The sequence below is a fragment of the Caballeronia sp. LZ035 genome (genome assembly GCF_031451175.1).
Lineage (GTDB): Bacteria > Pseudomonadota > Gammaproteobacteria > Burkholderiales > Burkholderiaceae > Caballeronia.
On sequence record NZ_JARUXS010000003.1, the window covers coordinates 1392097 to 1409878 of the forward strand.

The following is a 17782-nucleotide window of genomic DNA, read 5'->3' on the forward strand; positions in this document are numbered from 1 at the left end:
TCAAACCCGCCTTCTCCGCCCCCAGTCCTCTTCGCTCATGACGATGCGAAAGCCCAGGTGCGACATGCTGTTCATCGGATCGGTGCCACGCCTTGCACTGGTCCGATAGCTTTGACAATACGTCTCGCTGCACAGAAACGAACCGCCCCGCGTCACGCGCTTCGGCGCATTCGACGGCACGCCGGGTTCATCGGGATCGAAGCTGTCGGACGGACCTGACGGATCGACCGCGGCTCTTCCTGGAGCACTGGCCGCAAGCTGCCGGAACGCGTCCGACCGATACCAGTCCGCCGTCCATTGCCACACGTTGCCTGCCATATCGTGAAGGCCATAGCCATTGGCGGCGAAAGTACCCACCGGCATCGTACCCACAGCAATCTTTTCGCTCGCCGTGGTCACGACCGGGAACGGTGTGCGCTCATCCCGCCAGACGTTCGCACGTGGACCGTTACGGGGTGGAGCATCATCGCCCCAGACGAAGTCAGCCTGCTCGATGCCCCCGCGCGCCGCGTACTCCCACTGCGATTCCGTCGGCAGACGGCCACCGGCCCACGCGGCATAGGCCACCGCATCACGATGCGACACCTGCACTACCGGATGCTGCTCTTTCCCCGCGATCGACGAGTCCGGCCCGAGCGGATGACGCCAGTCGGCACCGGGCATGTATTGCCACCATCGGCCGACATCCTGGAGCGGGACAGGCTCATCGGTGCCGACGAACACCAGCGCGCCGGGAACCAGTTCGCTCTCCGGCAGCCGCGGCGTGCCCGGCGGCAATTGCGGCGCAAGATCTTCCCAGCGTGGCGTCTGCTCTGCAGTCGTTTTATATCCGGTGGCCGCGACGAACGCGGCGAATTCGGCGTTCGTCACGTCGTTCTCGCTCATCCAGAAGCCGGTGAGCGTCACGGAGTGCGCAGGTCCCTCGTTGGGCATGGCGCGCCTCGATGCGCTTCCCATCAGGAACGTGCCTGCGGGCACCCACGCCATGCGCAGCGGCCCATGCATGCCGTCGCCGATCCGCACAGTCGCATGGCGCGTCTTCGAGTACGACCACAGCCCTCCGGCGCCGATCAGTGCGCCCGCCGACACCATGCCGAACACGAGACGTCTGCGACCTGCTGCGTGGTCCATCCGGTACCTCCCGAGGTCGACGCGCTCCGTGCGCCTATTCCTTCATCAACATGCGCTGCGCTTCCTTGTTGAGGTCTTCGTACTGCGCCTGCTCGACCGTGACGCCGACGCCGAATATCTTCCCACCCTTGAAGCGTGCGGGCGACGTGTATTGCGCGCTGACGGCGTCGCCGCTGTCATAGCCCACGCACAGCCCGTCTCCGCTCAAGGTGAACTTGCCGAGCTGGGTTCTCATCGGCCCTTGCGCCACCACCTGACCGTCGATGAACACTTTCGCCGATCCCACCGATTCGCCGTGCTCGCCGGTCTTCTCGCGCGTGAACTCCACGCCGATGGTGTGCTTGCCCGGCGTCAGTTCGACGTTCGATACGAAATCCTGCTCTGGCTTGATGCCAAGGAAGTTATAGACGTAGTGCACCTTCTTGTCCTTCACGAACAGCGCGTGTCCTCCAAAGCGCGAGCCGTGCGCGAAGATCACGCCCGATGCGTCCGCGTTCGTGATGTCGACGTTCGCGAGGATCTTGTAGGAGCGATTCCTGACGTTGACGGCTACCGCCTCGGGGACCGGCGCGGTGTCGGGGTAGTAGATGTAGCGATCATGCTTCGGTTCGTCACTGGGGCGTTCGAGGCCGAGGAGTTCGGGCGCCGACCGGTCATCGAGCGGAAGGACGTGATTCTTGTCGGCCTGATCGAACCAGGCTGTGACGAGCGCTCGCACCTTGTCAGGGTATTGCTTCGACAGATCCGTCGATTCAGCGCGATCCACATCCACGTGATAAAGCTCCCACGCATCCTGATCGAACTTGCCCCTGCCGGTCAGCGGCGCGTGAACCGACGCCACTTTCCAGCCATCTTCCCAGAGGCCGCGCGTCCCCAGCATCTCGTAGTACTGGATGTGCTTCTTGGTCGGATCGCCCGGCTTGGCATTGAACGAATACACCATCGATACCCCGCTGAGCGGGTATTGCTTCACCCCGTGATAGACCTGCGGCATCTGCAAGCCCGAGATCTCCAGGATCGTCGGCACGATGTCAGTGGAGTGATGATACTGATTGCGCATCTCTCCACGCGCGGCGATGCCCTTCGGCCAGGAGATGACGAGCGGATCCGCCGTACCGCCTGCGAACTGCGAATAGCGCTTGAACATCTGGAAGGGCGTCGAGAACGCGACGGCCCATCCGGTCGGATAGTGCTCGTAGGTATTCGGGCCGCCCAGCTCACCGATGTAACTCATGTTGTCCGCAATGGAATCCGGGAAGCCATTGAAGAACTTGTTCTCGTTGACGGATCCATTGGGCGTCCCTTCTCCCGACGCCCCGTTGTCCGCGGCATAGAAGATGACAGTGTTGTCGAGCTGACCGGTCTGCTGAAGATAATCGATGAGCCGGCCGATCTCAGCATCGGTGTACTCGGAAAACGCCGCGTAGACTTCGGCGAGCCGCGAGAACAGCTTCTTCTCGTCGGGGCTCAGGGTGTTCCACGGCCGCACGTAATCCGCCGGATTCGCCACGTCAGCCGGAAGCGGATTCAACGGCGTCAACTGCGTTCCTTTCGGCAGGACGCCCTTGGCGATCATGCGTTCAAGCACCCAGGAACGATAGGCTTCGTAACCGTCGTCGAACTTGCCCCGGTACTTGGCGATGTACTCCTGCGGCGCCTGATGTGGCGCATGGTTCGCGCCGGGGTTGAACCACATGAACCACGGGCGGGACGGATTCGTCGCCTTCTGGTCGCGCAGCATTTCAATCGCGTGATCGACCAGGTCCTTCGAAAGATGGTAGCCCTGCTCGGGGCCATAGGGTTGATCGACGAAATGGTTGTCCTCGACAAGGTCCGGATACCATTGATTCGTCTCGCCGCCGATGAACCCGTAATACCGGTCGAAGCCCTTTTGCAGCGGCCACTGCTTGCGCGTTGCGCCTGAGGCCACATCCTGCTCGGCCACGTTGTGATTCTTGCCGACCCAGAAGGTGCTCCAGCCGCCGTCCTGAAGAATCTGTCCGATCGTCGCGGCCTGATCGGGTATGCGTCCCGTCGATCCTGGAAAGCCGCTGGCCGACTCGGTGATCGACGCCATGCCGTTCAAGTGGTGATTGCGCCCGGTCAGGATCGTCGAGCGGGACGGTGAACAGAGTGCCGGCGTATGCCACTGCGTGTAGGTCAGGCCGTTCGCCGCGAGCCGGTCCATCGTCGGCATGTTGATGCGGCCGCCATATGGGGACCACGCGGCAAGGCCCGTGTCGTCGTAGAGAATGAACAGGAAGTTGGGTGCGCCTTGAGGCGCCCTTTTGGGCGTGAAAGGTGTCCAGTCGGATTTCGAATTACGTACGTCGAGGTTGATGACGCCGTGAAAATCCGGCACGTACTGCGGATTGGGATGCGGCCGAGGCGGATTGGGAAGCACGATCCCGACAGAAGACGCAGCGGGCGAAGGCGTGGCCGCGGGGCTCTCTCCTTGTGCTGCAAGTTCGGAAGCAAACCCGAGGCAAAGGGCAGAAAGGACCAACGCCACCGCTGACATCAGGTTCGCCCGCATGTTGCCTCCCGCAGCAGTTGAACGACCGTGCAAGATTACTGAAGCCGACGTCCACGGTGATCATTTTCTGCGTATGCACGGAGCAAATGATCCAGGCCTTGGGTAGCGAATGTTCGTGGCCCTTTGGAACAAAGCAATAAACCTTCGGTTCTGAAAAAGCAATGCTTTGTCGGGCCGGTGCGCGTCGCGTTGCGGAGCAGCCTGCGAATTTTCATGCGCACTAGGACCAGCTTGCCCGCAACGCAGACCAACACGGAGAGTGCGTGATGCGTGCGCTGTGACGAGCGCCATTCGAGCCCGTCACGCACCGTCGGGAAGTACCTGCAAGGCCACGCAATGTTCACGTCACACGATCCTGAGGATCAAGTCGTGCAGACTGCCGCCGAATGAGTTCACCAGGAAGCGTGACGATACGCGCACGCGTACCCGGTTTGAGCCGCCGCGACATCAGCAGGTCGAGCGCCTTTTCCGCCAGACGGGCCGTCTGCTGCCTGACAGTCGTCAAACCATACGTCGGTCGCGATGCCTCTGTCACATCATCGAAACCCACGACCGACATATCCTTCGGTATCTCGAGGGCAAGTTGATAGCGACACGCATCCAGTACGCCGAGTGCGAGTTGATCGTTCGCGCAGAAGATGGCGTCCACGTCCCGCCGTATGTGCGCAGCACGCGCCACCACGGCAGCGCTGCCTTGCTCGTAAGAGAAATCGGTGTGTATCGTGTCGAGCTGTGCCGCACCAAGTTCTCTCACACGCTTCGAGAAACCGCCGAGCCGAGTCTCGCTGACCGGCGCGCCTTGCGGGCCGGCAATGCAAAGATAGCGCCGGTGACCCGCATGGTGAAGCGCGTCGGCCAGGTCCCGGGCGGCGGTGTCGTTGTCGGTGGAAACGCAATCCACCCCGGTCGCCGCGACCTGCCGGTTCAGAAACACCACAGGGACGCCGAAGCGCTTGAATCTTTCGATGTCGTCAAGCGACATCGTCGCGCATGAGATCACGCCGTCCAGCGGAAATTCGAGCGCATTCTGAATGGTGGCGTGGTCGTCGTCATCGTCGGCGACGGTGATCAGCAGCAACGTCAGTTGCTGTTGCGCCAGCGCAGCGGACACCGCATGCAGCAGGTCCGGGTTGTTACGCAGCGTGTAATGGTTGACGATCACACCGATGGCATTCGAGCGGCCCAGGATAAGCGATCGCGCCACGGCATTGGGTCGATAACCGAGTCGTTCCGCCACCGCGATAACATGCGCCCGCGTGTCGGGCGAGATCGCGCTGTCTTCCTGAAAGCACCGCGACACGGTCGACTGCGCGACACCAGCGGCCACCGCCACGTCATACGAGGTCGCGCGGGAAGATTGTCTGTGCTTGGCCATGAACGAAGAATGCCGCTTCGGTAAAGCGGCGATTCTACCGTCTTCAATCGCGTGCTTCCTGGAGCGCAGCCACCTCTTGGCGCGTCTCGTAAGGCAACAGATGAAGCGGCGCGAGATAGCCATTGTGATCGGTCGCGAATCCCGCCGCTGCGGCGGCCGCGACGATCTCGCGCGACCATGCAATACGCTTGCGCTGATCGCCGCTCGTCATGACCGCAACCAACAGCGTCTTCGTGCCGACGCAACGCACCGAGCGCCATGTATCCGCCGGGACGGAATACAACGCCTGCTCGGGCACTTCGACATCGAGTTCGCCATCTGCCAGCGTGAGCGTCAGCCCCGCCACGCCTTCGAAGACGATCAACACCTGCTTGGCGTCGAGCATGTGCTTGCCGACGGCTTGCCCCGGCGCAACTCGCAGCCATTCGATGGAAAAACCATGCGGGTCCACCACCCCGTGCGCCTGGTCACGATCCTGCGACATGCCGAAACCCACCGCGCTCGCCATCTCGGACGCATGTCCCGGCAACACGCTGTCGAGCAGCGCGCGCGATGACCACGCCCGGTCTTCCACCTTCACCATGCGCTTGCGCATTTCATCCGGCGAGTAGTGCCGCAACGAGTCGATGGTCTGCTGATCGACAGGCTCGATCAGTTCCGCTGCCGACGGCTTGGGGGCGTCGCGTGCGGTATCGACGAGAATGTTCTCCTTCGTCAGATACAACCCGTGTCGCGCCGCCTGTTCGAGAATCGCCGGATGCCAGATGATGCCGCCGGTGTTGTCTCCCCCAAGCGCGGAAAAGATCCAGCCGTCGTCGTTGCCTTCGTTGCTGAAGCCTCGGAAGATCCACGTGGGAATGCTCAGCACATCGCCCGGTTCGCCAATCACGGTGCCTTCATCGCCGTTCGCGCCCCAGCGAAAACGCCAGCGTCCGCGGAAGATCATGAAGACTTCCGCCGTGTAGTGCAGATGCAGGTTGTTGACGACACCCGGGAGCATCGCGGCTACCCCCAGACTGAAGCCGTGGGGTTCCTGCAGGTTCACGACCTGATCCGCGCTTTGCGTGACGCCCGCGCCAATCAGCGAATAGTTCTCCTTCTGCTCCGAACCCTTCATCTTGCAGTCGATGAAGGCGATCTTGCACGGCACCATGTCCGAGCGTTTCACGAGTCGTTTCAGTGCGGCGTCCGAGTCCAGCGCGGGCATGTCTTTCTCCGTATTCGTCAGTTCATGCAGGGTTATGCATTCGAATGCATAGAATAGTCCGAGAGCGCTGACCAATGCAAGTCCCGCAAGACCGAATGGACTAGGACGATGAGGAATCGACATATCGCGCGGCTTCCGCCACGGCGATATCAATGAAGTTGTGCAGCGCCGGATTGGTATCGTTCTCGCGCCAGGCCAGTTCGAGAACGGCGAGCGGCACACGCTTGATGTCGAAGTGCCGGAACACCACGCCCGGATAGCGCATGTGCCGCGCCGAGGCAGGAACAATCGCCATGCCAATGCCGCTTGATACGAGCGCGACCACGGTATAAAGCTGAGTGGCTTCCTGCGCGATCGCCGGCGTGATGCCGGCATGATCAAGCATCTGCGCGACGATCCGGTAGAAGTAGGTCGAGTCCTTTCGGTCGAACAGAATGAGCGGCTCCGCTTCGAGTGCCTTGATCGGTACGCGCTCTGCCGAGGCGAGCGGATGCTGTTCCGGCAGCGCGAGCATCATCGGCTCGCTGATGAGCCGCAGCGTGCTCAGATCGCCCGGATCGTGCGCAAGCGGGCGCATGAGACCCACGTCCATTTCGCGCGCGAGCAAGGCTTCGCGCTGCGTGGCGGTCACCCCTTCGCGCAGATTCAGGCGCACTTTGGGATGCGTGGCTCGATACGCACCGATGCATCGCGGCAGCAGTTGCGGCAGCGAACCGCTCACGAAAGAAATGCCCAGACGCCCGCTCTCACCGCGCCCCGCGAGCTTGGCCTGGTCCACGACGGCATCGGCCTGCGCGAGCAGGCGCCGCGCACCGGCGAGCAGTTCGATGCCCGCGTGAGTGAGCTGCAGCGGACGTTTTCCGCGGATGAACAGCGGCGTTTCGAGGTCGGACTCGAGTTGCATGATCTGCTTGCTCAGCGGCGGTTGCGTCATATGAAGCCGGTTTGCCGCACGCAGAAAATTTAGTTCTTCGGCCAGCACCACAAAGTACCGCAGCAAGCGCAAGTCCACCATGCTTCATTCCCTTAAGATATGAAAGACGAACCAATAATATATTAGACAGATTAAATTAAAAGGTTCAAATTTCAGTCACATGAGCAGGGAACACGCATGGCGAACATCGGTCCCGTGCGTGACAGAGCGCCTCGACGCGCCACGCTCCCTGCGTGACGCTCGCTTCGAATCCCTGGTGGCTGGAGACAAGACCCATGTATCGTCGTGCTGTATTTGCTGTGTTGCCGCTTCTGCTTGCGCCGCTTTGCGAGCCGGGCTGGTCCGCGGACCAGACGGCTTCCGCGCCTGATGCCAATGCCGCTCTGTTGTCTGCCTCGCGGCTCAAGCCCGGACAACCGTACAAAGGCCAGACCATCAAGGTGATGGCCGTCAACACGCCGCAGTTCGTGGCATTGCAGAAGCGCACCGACGCATTCACGGCGGCCACTGGCATCAATGTGAAGTGGCTGTTCGTACCATTCAAGCCGCTTCAGGAGAAGGTCACGAGCGTCGGCGTGGCGGCCAACGGCAACGTCGATATCGTCAATTACCTCGACCAGTGGGGCGCAGCCTATGCGCACTGGCTGGTGCCGCTCGACCCGCTGGTGAAGCGCGACGGCTACGACCTGACGGACTTTCCGGCGCCGTTCCTGCAATCCGTCACGCACGACGACAAGCTCTACGGCATGCCCATGCGCAGCAACGTGCAGATGTTCCTGTACCGCAAGGACGTGTTCGCTGCGTTGCATATTGCGCCGCCGAAAAACTGGCAGGACGTGATCAACGCCGGTCCGAAGATTCGCGCAGCCTATCCCGACATGGCGCCGCTCGCGTGCTATTACGGTGCCGACGGCAACCGGCAAAACCTGTTCGCATGGGCCGATTTCGTCCGTGGAGCGGGCGGGAAGATCCTGGATGCGAAGGGCTTCCCCGCGTGGACGTCACCAGTGGCGTTGAAGGCCACGCGGGAATACATTGCGCTGCTCACGAAGCATGATCTGTGCGGACCGGGCGCCACGTCCAACGTTGAACAGGACGCACGCATCTCATTCCAGCAGGGACATGCGGCGATGCTGCCGATCTGGCAGTGGTCTTACGCCGCCGTGACCAACCCGAAGGATTCCACGCTGAAGCCCGAGCAGGTCGGGTTCGCGCCAATGCCTGCCTATCGCCCCGGCGACGCGCCGAGTACCGTCGTCAACACCATGCCGATGTCCATCTCCATGTACTCGAAGCACAAGGAGGCGGCGTGGGAGTATCTCAAGTGGCTGGCCAATGCGGACCTCGACAGGCGTAACGCAATCGAGCGGAGCGTGAACGGCTACGCGGTGCGCAATAACGTGGTGAACCGCTACTCGAGCATGAAGGACCCCGACGTCAACGCGGCGAACGCGGGCATTCCCCGCGCCGAGATCGAGGCGCTGTCGGGCAACGCGCATCCGATGCCGCAAGTGGTCTTCTGGCCGGAGGTCGCGGATATCGCTTCGATCGCTATCAATCAGGCCGTGACCGGACAGGACGTCGATGCGCTGATGATCGACGCCGCCTCCCGCGCGCATCGCGTCGTCGAACGCGAACTTCGCTAAACCCTTTCTGGAGCGTGCGTCATGTCGGAACGTTTCGCCAAGTATGGAATGGTCGCGCCGGGACTGTTGATCGTCCTTGCGACCGCGCTGTATCCGCTCATCACCACTTTTTATCTGAGCTTTCGCAACTGGAACCTGGGCCGGTCGAACGAATCGAGAGCGCTATGGACGCCGTCCGATGGCTGGTCGCAGATCGGCTATCTGTTCGACAACTACACCCGCGCGCTCACCGATCCGGCCATGTGGAACTCCGCTTTGATCACGGCGAAGTTCACCATCTTGTCGGTCGTCCTCACGGTGGCGCTTTCGCTTGCCGTGGCGGTGCTGCTGTTTCGCGGCGGTGCGGTGCGAGCCGTGCTTCGTTCCATGCTGGTGCTTCCGTTTGCCATGAGTCCGGCCTTGATCGGCGCGCTGTGGCGTTTCATGGCGAACGCGGATTTCGGTCTGGCGGGTGCGGTCAATCGCGCGCTGCATCTGCGCAGCATCGACCTGCTCGGCAGTCCGGCCGGTGCGTTCTGGCTCGTCCTGTCGAGCGACGTATGGCACTGGACGCCGTATTTCGCGCTCATCTTCATCGGCGCGCTGGCGTCCGTGCCAAAAGAGAGCCAGGAAGCGGCACAGATCGACGGCGCGAGCGCCACGCAGGTGTTCTTCTCGATCACGCTGCCGCAACTCACGCCCGTGCTCGCGGTGGCGATGGTGCTCAAGGGCATCTTCGCGATGAAAATCTTCGACCAGGTGGTGATGATCACCAATGGCGGCCCCGGACAGGCCACGCAAACGCTCACTCACTTCATCTACTTTCAGGGCTTCAAGTATCTGAACATGGGTTACGCGTCCGCGCTCGGCTGGCTCCTCGTCATTCCGATGATGATCCTGACGGTGCTGTATGTACGCCTGACCCAGCGCGCACGATAAAGGAATAACGATGACGACCAAATCGATCCCCGATGTTCTTCCTGACAACCCATCTTCCGTCACCACGAGAGTCCGTACGCCCGCCGCGTGGCGGGCAGGGCTCGGCACCTTCGGGCGCGGCGTGGCGCTTGCCGTGCTGTTCCTGATCATCGTGCTGCCGCTCTACTGGATTCTGTCCGCGGCGTTCAAGCATTATGTTGATATCTATCGGTTGCGCCTGACCTTCACGCCGACCCTCGGTAATTTCATCGAGATCATGCGCGAACCGTTTCGCGTACAGGACAAGCTGATCAACTCGCTGATTGTCTCGTGCTCCACGGTGCTGATCACGCTGCCTATCGCGACCGCGGCCGCGTATTCCTTCTCACGCTTTCGGCTCTTTGCGCACAAGTCGTTGATGGTCGCCGTGCTGGCCACGCAGTTTCTGCCGCCGGTGGTGATCGTCCTGCCGTTCTTCCTGATGTTTCGCGATCTCGGTCTCTATGACACGCGCACGGCACTCATCGTCGTGCAGACCGCGATGGTGATGCCCTTTGCCATCTGGATGATCAAGGGCTTCATCGACCAGATTCCGGTGGATATCGAAGAGTCGGCGATGATCGACGGCGCCACCCGCTTGCAGGTCCTGGTCCAGATGATCATGCCGATTGCGCTGCCGGGCATCGTCACGGCAGGCATCTTCTGCTTCATTCTCTCGTGGAACGATTTCATCATCGCCGTGATTCTCACGTCCGAGGACGCGGTCACGCTGCCGGTGGCGATTGGCCTCTTCAACCGCGAGGAAGGCGATCTGTGGCAGCTCATCAGCGCCACGGGCCTCTTCATCATGCTGCCGATGTTCCTGTTTGCATCGTTCATGCAGCGCTATCTCGTGCGCGGCACCACGGCCGGCGCCGTCCGCTGATCTCAAAGGGTATCGAAATGACCACTGTCACCTTGAACGGCATCAACAAGACCTGGGGCGGCTTCCAGGCGGTGAAGAACCTGAACATGAAGATTGCCGAGGGCGAATTCCTCGTGCTGCTCGGACCGTCGGGCTGCGGCAAGACCACCACGATGCGGATGATCGCCGGCCTCGAGGATCCCACCGACGGCGACCTCATGTTCGATACCCAGCGCATGAACGGCGTGCCGCCCCGTCAGCGCGATGTTTCGATGGTCTTTCAGAACTACGGCTTGTATCCGCACATGACCGTGTACGACAACATCGCCTATCCGCTCAAACTGCGCCATGTCGCGGCGGCGCAGCGCGACCGCGAGGTCAAGCGCGCCGCGGATCGTGTCGAACTCGGGCATCTGCTCGCACGCCGGCCAGCGGCGCTGTCGGGCGGTCAGCGCCAGCGCGTGGCGCTCGCGCGCTCGATCGTGCGCAGACCGCGCGTGTTCCTGATGGACGAACCGTTGTCCAACCTCGATGCGAAGCTGCGCGGCACCATGCGCGCGGAACTCAAGCACCTCGCGCGCGAACTCGCCGTGACAACCGTGTATGTCACGCACGATCAGGTCGAAGCGATGACCCTGGCGTCACGTGTGGCGATCATGAAGGACGGTGTGCTGCAACAGATCGACGCGCCCGAGCGGATCTATAACGACCCCGCGAATGCGTTCGTCGCCGGTTTCGTCGGCGCCCCGGCGATGAACCTGCTGCATGGCGAAGGACGCGACGGCCGCTTCGTGCTGCCTGATGGCGCCGAACTGGCGATCGCGCCGCCGCGCAATGGCGCCTTGTCATTGGGCGTGAGGCCCGAGGACGTGGCGATCGACGCGAGCGCATCGGCGGGCAGCTTTTCTGCGGATATCTTCGCCTTCGAAATGCTCGGCGACATCACGCTGGTCACGCTGAAGATCGGTGGTCAGTACTTCGTGGTGAAGGGCGAGAAGACCGTCCGTCATGCCGATGGCGAACGCATCCGCCTCAGACCCGACCCGGCCCGGGTCTTCTGGTTCGACGGCGAAACGGGCCAACGGATTACCACGGCAGGCGTCATGCCGCACCAGAACTAATGCCGCATTCAAGGAGAGCAAGCGACATGCGTCCCAATCTTTTGAAACAGAAATTCCGCGCCGGTGAGCCCATCGTCAATGCATGGCTGTCGATTCCGAGCAGCTATGCCGCCGAAGTCGTCGCGTCACAAGGTTTCGACTCGGTGACGGTGGATTTGCAGCACGGCATGATCGGCTTCGACTCTGCGGTCGGCATGTTGCAGGCCATCAGCATTACATCGGCGACGCCGCTCGTGCGCTCGCCGTCGCGCGACACCGCGCAGATCATGCGCTTGCTCGATGCGGGCGCTTACGGCGTGATCTGTCCGTCCATCGACACCCCGGAGATGGCGGCGGAGTTCGTGCGTGCCTGCCGTTATCCAGGCGCGGGCACGCGCTCGTTCGGCCCAGCGCGAGGCGTGCTCTATGGCGGAGCCGACTACTTCTCGCATGCGAACGACGAGATCATGGCCTTCGCGATGATCGAATCGCAACAGGCGCTCGACAACCTCGAAGCGATCCTGGCGACGCCCGGCCTGGACGGCGTGTATATCGGTCCGAATGATCTCGCCCTCAGTCTCGGCGCGATACCGTCCGCGCAGCCCGACGACGTGGTGGAACGCGCCATCAGCGACATTCTCGGGCAGACCCTTCGGCGGGGCCTCCTTGCGGGCATCTTCTGCAGCGATGGCGACATGGCCCGCCGCCGGGTCGAGCAGGGTTTTCATCTCGTCACACCCGGCAATGATGCGAACGCACTGGCGGTAGCCAGTTCATCGCGCGTGCTGGCAGCGCGAGGCGGCAAACTCGCCGTTCAGGGGAATGGTTACTAAGGCCATGAACACGCTCCCGCTCATTCTCCTGCCTGGGACCTTGTGCGATGCGTTCGTCTGGCGCGCGCAGATGGACGCGCTGGCGCCGGAACGCGAAGTGCGGGTGTGTGAACTCGGCACGCGGTCTTCCATGCGTGAAGAAGTCGCGTCGATGCTGACCAGGTTGCCAGCGCGTTTCTATCTCGCTGGTTTTTCGCTCGGTGGCATCGTCGCCTTCGAGGTGCTGCGCCAGGCACGCGAGCGTGTGGCGGGCGTGGCCTTCATCGCAAGCACCGCGCGGCCAGATCCAGCGGACAGTCAGACTCGACGTCGCGCGTTGCTTGCGCGGGCGCAGAGCGGCGATCTGGCGGGGGTCTTACATGATGCGCTGCTGCCGCACTACTTGTCGCCGTCCTGCGCGAGCCGCGAAGCATTGAGCACGCAATTGGTCGAGATGGCTCAACGCAGCGCGCAGCGCTTTGCCAACCAGACGAGCTACGCCAGCGAACGGCCCGATTCCCGCCCGATGCTTCCGTCACTGGATATGCCCGTGACGATCGTGTACGGCAAGGACGATCAGGTGATTCCGTTCGACCGGCAAGCTGAAATGGCACAGGCCATACCTCATGCAGTCAGTTGCGGGATCGAAGCATGCGGGCATTTTGTACCGCTCGAGGCACCGCATGCCTGCAGCCACGCGCTGAAAGAGATGATGACCTAGACGTGGCGCGCTGAGAGACACCGCGCAAAATAGCAACCGAAATCAAACCACCCAATTAGACAGGATGCCTTTTTAACAATCTAGTCTGTTTCAACGGACGAGACCCTGGCTGCTCCATCACCACACATAAACGGAACAGAGACATGAAACCCGCCCACGTAGTGCTCCCTCTGGCATGTTGCTTCATTACGCTTCAGGCGCAGGCGCAAAACAGCGTCACGCTATACGGCATCATCGACGAGGCATTTCAATACACTACGAATCAGGGTGGGGGCCATGCCTATCAGTTGCAAAGCGGCACATTGAGTGCATCGCGATTCGGCTTCAAGGGCCGTGAGGATCTCGGAAACGGCTACGCGGCGATTTTCCAGATCGAGAACGGCTTCAATTCGAACACCGGGAAACTGGGCCAGAATGGCCGCCTGTTCGGCCGGCAATCGTGGGTGGGCATCGCTTCGCCTTACGGTAACTTCATGCTTGGACGCCAGTACGATCTGAACACCGATTTCATCGGGCCATTCGAGTCAGGCTATATGTGGTCCGGTGGTCCCGGCACGCAACCGGGTGATAACAACAATTTCAACGGCAGCTACCGGCTCAACAATGCGGCGAAGTTCGTGAGCGTGCCGTTCAACGGCCTGAAGGTCGGCGCTGCGTATTCCTTCGGCGGCGTGCCCGGCTCGGCCGCCAACAACTCCGCCTATTCCGGCGCCGTTTCCTGGACGATCGGTGGATTCGCGATTGCTGGCTCCTACTCGCACATCGACAGGCCGAACACGTCGGTCTACGATGGCACGCCGACCACCACGGGCGTGGTGGTATCCGGATTAAGCTATTCGGGCTTCGTTTCCGCGCGGTCGTTGCAGATCGCGGCGGTCGGCGCGTCGTATGCGCTCGGCAACGGCGTGCTGGGCGGAACCTTCAGCAATGTAGCGTTCAAAGGACTCGGAAGCGGCGCGGGACCGAATCCTGAAGGGTATTCCGGCACGGGTGTCCTGAACTCGTTCGAAGCGAACTACCTCTACCGGTTCACGCCGGCCTTGCAGGTCGGAACGGCATTCATCTATACCCGGTCAAACTCGGTCAATGGCGCACCCGGCGCCATCTATCGACAGATCGATCTCGGCGCAACGTATAGCCTGTCCAAGCGCACCGACGTCTATCTCTGGGGCTACGGACAGACCGCGAGCGGCACGAATTCCATGGGCTCGCCTGCGCTCGCGCAGTTCGCGTTCACCACGGCTTCCTCGACGAACCGGCAACTGGCGGTCGTCACCGGCATTCGTCACCGCTTCTGAACCTTTCGACCAACGCATCTTCCAACAAGGAAACCGACGTGAGCATGGATCTTGGCCCGTACCGAACCGTTCCCGACTTCATCTACGGCATCACACGCGAGATTTGGGAAGACCGTGGCATCGGCGGAAAATTGCAGAAGTACTATGCCCCGGACATTCTCCTGCGAGCGGCCACCGGCTTCACCGGCAGTAACGAGGGCGTGACGGCGCAGACCCTTCAGACCTTGCATCAGTTCCCGGACAGGCAGCTTGTCGGCGAAGACGTGATCTGGACGCCCTACGAGGACGGCACGTTCCTGTCCTCGCACCGGCTGACCTCGGTGATGCGGCATACGGGAGACGGGATTCTAGGCGCCGCGCAAGGCCGCATGGTGCGTAGCCGCATCATCGCGGATTGCTGGGTGCGTGACCAAATGGTGGTAGAAGAATGGCTGGTGCGCGATCAGGCTGCATTCGCACGTTGCCTCGGATCGGATGCGCGCACGCTTGCACGCCAGATGACCGACCGCGAGTTGCGTCAGGGCGTGCCCATTTCGTTTTTCGTGCCTGCGCATGACAAGCCGAGCCGATATACACCCACCATGCAGGACGACGATGCGGCACAGGCGTATCTGCGCGGCATGAAGCGGCTCTGGCACGACAAGGAGACGGCCGCGATTCGCGACCTGTACTTCCATGGCGCGGCTTTTCATGCGCCAGGCGGCAACGTGCTCTATGGTCACAGCGATATCGACACCTTTGCGCTCGGCTATCTGGCCTCGTTTCCGGATGCGGTGCTGAAGATCGAAAGCGCGCGCGTCAACCGGGATCCCGAGCAGCCCGTGCGCGTGGCGGTGCGCTGGTCGCTGACGGGCACGCATACGGGATTCGGGCACTTCGGCGAGCCGACCGGGGCGCCCGTCTACATCATGGGCATGTCGCACGCGAACATGACCGCCGACAAGGTCATGACGGAATTCTTCGTGACCGACGAAGTCTCGGTCTGGAAGCAGATCTTCGCGCATGTTGAAAGCCGCGCGGGCGCATGATCTGCGCACCGTCCATGGATCACGTCATGAATGCGAGGTACCTCAGATGACAAGCGTCGAGCGTGACGCGGCGCGCAAGCGTCGTATCGTCGTGATGGGACTGGGAGGAACCATTGCGGCCAGTGCACCGGGTGCCGGGCAAACGCGCGGCTATACGCTGACCGGCACGCTGGCGAGCGTGCTCGACCAGGTTCCCCAGTTGGCGACGATCGCCGAGATAGAGAGTGAATCAATCGCCTGCATCTCGAGTCAGGAAGTCGACAATGTGCTGTTGCTGCAAGTCGCCCGCGCGGTTCAGGCGCGACTTGACGATGCGTCCGTGCATGGCGTGGTCATCACGCACGGCACGGATACGCTGGAGGAAACGGCCTTCTTTCTCAGCCTGATCACCCGGAGCGCCAAACCTGTCGTGCTGACCGGCGCGATGCGGCCGGCTTCGGCGCTCAGCGCGGACGGGCCGTTGAATCTCCTTCACGCCGTCAAGGTCGCGAGCGACGAAGGCGCGCAAGACCGTGGCGTGATGGTCGTGATGGACGAACAGATCATTTCCGCGCAGGCCGCAGCGAAGCTCCACACGAGCGCGACCAGCGCATTCAGCCACCCGCCGCTCGGCTGTCTCGGCAGCGTAAGCAGCGCGGAGGTGGTTTTCCGTGCCGTGCCGTCACGGCCCGAGGCGAACACGGTCGACCTGGCGGGCGAACCGCCTCGTGTGCTGCCGCAAGTCGACATCGTTTATGGCCATCAACATGCCGGCGAGCATTTCTACCGGTCGGCGATCGCCGCGGGCGCGCGCGGGATCGTGTTCGCGGGTACGGGTAACGGCACCTTCTCGGCGGCGGCCAAGGCAGGCGCCTCCATGGCGCGTGAACACGGCGTGGCGTTCGTGCGGTCCAGCCGCGTCCCCTTCGGCACGGTCAGTCCTTGCGAGGACGACATTCACTACGGGGCCATCGCGGCACATTCGCTCAATCCGCAGAAAGCGCGCATCTTGCTGATGCTCGGCCTCGCACGCGGCATGGACACCGCATCCCTGCGGCAATGCTTCGAGGTTTACGGTTAGCACCTTGGCTTCGTCCTTGCCGTACGAACCTGCTTCAATACTTCAACAATCCCCTACTCAAGGAGCACGACATGAATGAGCAACTCGACGACATCAATCCGGCTGCTTACGCGCCTTACCGCAACCCGCGCGAATACATTACGAGCTGGACCGACAAGATCTGGATCACGCGTGGCCTCGGGCATCTCAAGGACCATTACGCTCAGGACGTGAAAGTCCATACGTGCTACGGCGAAACGTACGGATTCGATCATGTCATGAAGAACTCGATTCAAAAGATGGTCGCGTTTCCGAATCGCGGCGGCGGCCACGACGACGTGATCTGGGAGCAGCGCGGTGCGAATGGATTCGTGAGTGCGCATCGCGTGTTCAATAATGCGACGCATCTTGGGCACTGGACCTATGGCCCGCCGACCGGCAAGGACTGGGTCAACCGCGGTATGGCGCATTGTGTGGTGGTAGATAACAAGGTGGTCGAGGAGTGGGTGATTCGCGACGAATATGCGGTGCTTCAGCATCTCGGCCTCGATCCCTACAAGATCGCCGCGCAACTCGCGGCCCACTCCCCGGTTCTGGGCAAGGCCATGGATGCCGGCGGTGAAGCTGCGCCTTTCGCAGGACGTATCGCGAATCCGGTCAAGGCCGGGATTTCGGGCGCGCGCCCGAATCGTTACGTGGCCGAATGCGAGATGATCGCGGAGATGTTCGAGAACGTCTGGAACGGCCGATTCTTCGACATGGTGCCCCGCTATTTCAGCGACACGATTGTCTGTCAGACCGTGAGATTGCGGCGGGTAATGGGCATTGCGCCGTATCAAATGGAGTTGATGAGCCTGCTCTCGTTCATTCCCGACGCGCAGGTGGAGATTCGCGATTTCGTCGTGCACGAGTCGCCTGATCTGGGTTTGCGCATCGGCACGGTGTGGCTCTTGCGCGGAACGTATTGCGGATCGCCCGTCTATGGCGAGGCCAACGGCGCGCCGCTCAACATCCTCGGCTCGTCGCACTTCGAAGTGCGCAACGGAAAAGTGATTCGCGAAGTGCGAATCTTCGACGAGATTGCCGTCATGGCACAGATCATCAAGGCGAACGGCGGAGCGATCGAGGCCGGAGCATGACACGGCGCATGCAGG

Annotated in this window: 15 protein-coding genes; 10 read left to right on the forward strand and 5 right to left on the reverse strand. The window is 61.8% G+C overall.

The window, feature by feature from the left end; translation table 11 throughout:
* The 5 genes from QCE88_RS28985 to QCE88_RS29005 all read right to left on the reverse strand — a co-directional run bounded on the left by QCE88_RS28985 (position 1) and on the right by QCE88_RS29005 (position 7264).
* Complete coding sequence (locus QCE88_RS28985) at positions 1-1131, reverse strand: formylglycine-generating enzyme family protein (RefSeq protein ID WP_309908356.1); 1131 nt, start codon at positions 1129-1131, stop codon at positions 1-3.
* A 34-nt stretch (positions 1132-1165) separates the two neighbouring features.
* Positions 1166-3535, reverse strand: coding sequence for an arylsulfatase (locus tag QCE88_RS28990; RefSeq protein WP_309908357.1), 2370 nt, complete (start codon positions 3533-3535; stop codon positions 1166-1168).
* A 472-nt stretch (positions 3536-4007) separates the two neighbouring features.
* Complete coding sequence (locus tag QCE88_RS28995; RefSeq protein WP_309908358.1) at positions 4008-4994, reverse strand: LacI family DNA-binding transcriptional regulator; 987 nt, start codon at positions 4992-4994, stop codon at positions 4008-4010.
* Between the two features lie 91 nt (positions 4995-5085).
* Positions 5086-6249 (reverse strand): hypothetical protein, encoded by a 1164-nt coding sequence (locus QCE88_RS29000; RefSeq protein ID WP_309908360.1) that lies wholly within the window; start codon positions 6247-6249, stop codon positions 5086-5088.
* Between the two features lie 100 nt (positions 6250-6349).
* Positions 6350-7264 carry a LysR substrate-binding domain-containing protein gene (locus QCE88_RS29005; RefSeq protein WP_309908361.1) on the reverse strand — a complete coding sequence of 305 codons (915 nt, stop codon included), beginning with the start codon at positions 7262-7264 and terminating at the stop codon, positions 6350-6352.
* Positions 7265-7458: 194 nt separating this feature from the next.
* Between QCE88_RS29005 and QCE88_RS29010 the strand changes: the two genes are divergently transcribed.
* From QCE88_RS29010 to QCE88_RS29055, 10 genes are all read left to right on the forward strand, one after another.
* Positions 7459-8829, forward strand: a complete 1371-nt coding sequence (locus tag QCE88_RS29010; RefSeq protein ID WP_309908363.1) for a sugar ABC transporter substrate-binding protein — start codon at positions 7459-7461, stop codon at positions 8827-8829.
* A 21-nt stretch (positions 8830-8850) separates the two neighbouring features.
* Positions 8851-9747 (forward strand): sugar ABC transporter permease, encoded by an 897-nt coding sequence (locus tag QCE88_RS29015; RefSeq protein ID WP_309908364.1) that lies wholly within the window; start codon positions 8851-8853, stop codon positions 9745-9747.
* Between the two features lie 10 nt (positions 9748-9757).
* Complete coding sequence (locus QCE88_RS29020; RefSeq protein WP_309908366.1) at positions 9758-10651, forward strand: carbohydrate ABC transporter permease; 894 nt, start codon at positions 9758-9760, stop codon at positions 10649-10651.
* A gap of 17 nt (positions 10652-10668) precedes the next feature.
* Complete coding sequence (locus tag QCE88_RS29025) at positions 10669-11751, forward strand: ABC transporter ATP-binding protein (RefSeq protein ID WP_309908368.1); 1083 nt, start codon at positions 10669-10671, stop codon at positions 11749-11751.
* A 26-nt stretch (positions 11752-11777) separates the two neighbouring features.
* Complete coding sequence (locus QCE88_RS29030) at positions 11778-12563, forward strand: aldolase/citrate lyase family protein (protein WP_309908369.1); 786 nt, start codon at positions 11778-11780, stop codon at positions 12561-12563.
* 4 nt (positions 12564-12567) lie between these two features.
* Positions 12568-13263 (forward strand): alpha/beta hydrolase, encoded by a 696-nt coding sequence (locus QCE88_RS29035; protein WP_309908371.1) that lies wholly within the window; start codon positions 12568-12570, stop codon positions 13261-13263.
* A gap of 143 nt (positions 13264-13406) precedes the next feature.
* A complete protein-coding gene (locus QCE88_RS29040; RefSeq protein WP_309908372.1) occupies positions 13407-14561 on the forward strand; it encodes a porin in 1155 nt (384 codons plus the stop codon).
* Positions 14562-14605: 44 nt separating this feature from the next.
* Entirely contained in the window at positions 14606-15589 is a 984-nt protein-coding gene (locus tag QCE88_RS29045) for an ester cyclase (protein WP_309908803.1), read from the forward strand.
* A gap of 46 nt (positions 15590-15635) precedes the next feature.
* On the forward strand, positions 15636-16649 hold the full coding sequence (locus tag QCE88_RS29050) for an asparaginase (protein ID WP_309908373.1): 1014 nt from the start codon (positions 15636-15638) through the stop codon (positions 16647-16649).
* A gap of 71 nt (positions 16650-16720) precedes the next feature.
* Positions 16721-17767: an ester cyclase gene (locus QCE88_RS29055; protein ID WP_309908374.1), complete on the forward strand. Its 1047-nt coding sequence runs from the start codon at positions 16721-16723 to the stop codon at positions 17765-17767.
* The last annotated feature ends 15 nt before the right edge of the window (positions 17768-17782 follow it).